At 49.8% G+C, this 857-nt stretch carries 1 pseudogene; it reads right to left on the minus strand.

Annotated elements, in window-relative coordinates:
- Positions 1-857 (minus strand): annotated as a pseudogene (locus ACQEXP_RS21210) (transketolase); the annotation flags it as partial.

Genomic DNA, 857 nt, shown 5'->3' on the forward strand with positions numbered 1-857 from the left:
CCTAGACCGATAGAGTCGTGCGTGTAAACTTGGATGTTCTGAACTTTCATCAGAGCAGCCATACGCATTGCGTTACGCGCGTATTCCATGAACATTAGGAATGTTGCACCGTATGGTACGAAACCACCGTGTAGGGCAATACCGTTCATGATAGCCGTCATACCGAATTCACGCACACCGTAGTGAATGTAGTTACCAGAAGCATCATCAGCAGATACAGACTTAGAACCAGACCACATCGTTAGGTTAGAAGGTGCTAGGTCAGCAGAGCCACCTAGGAATTCTGGTAGCATTGCACCGAATGCTTCTAGCGCATTTTGTGACGCTTTACGTGAAGCGATGTTTGCTGGGTTAGCTTGTAGATCAGCGATGATCGCGTTGGCTTTCTCTTCCCACTCTGCTGGCAGTTCACCGTTTAGACGACGCTTAAGCTCAGCCGCTTCCGCAGGGTAAGCTGCTGCATACGCGTCAAACTTAGCATTCCACGCAGCTTCTTTTTCTGCGCCTGCCGCTTTAGCATCCCACTGAGCATAGACATCAGCCGGGATTTCGAACGGGCCGTGCTCCCAACCAAGTTCTTTACGTGTTGCTGCAATTTCATCAGCGCCTAGTGGTGCACCGTGACAGTCGTGCGAACCAGACTTGTTCGGTGAACCAAAACCGATGATAGTTTTAGTACAGATTAGCGTAGGGCGAGGGTCAGCTTTTGCTGCAATGATTGCCGCATTGATCGCTTCTGAATCGTGACCATCAACTGCTGGGATTACGTGCCAGCCGTACGCTTCAAAACGCTTAGGTGTATCGTCAGAGAACCAACCTTCAACGTGACCATCGATAGAGATACCATTGTCATCCCA

Origin of the sequence: Vibrio sp. TRT 1302 (genome assembly GCF_050113875.1) — a bacterium.
Classification (GTDB): Bacteria; Pseudomonadota; Gammaproteobacteria; order Enterobacterales; family Vibrionaceae; genus Vibrio.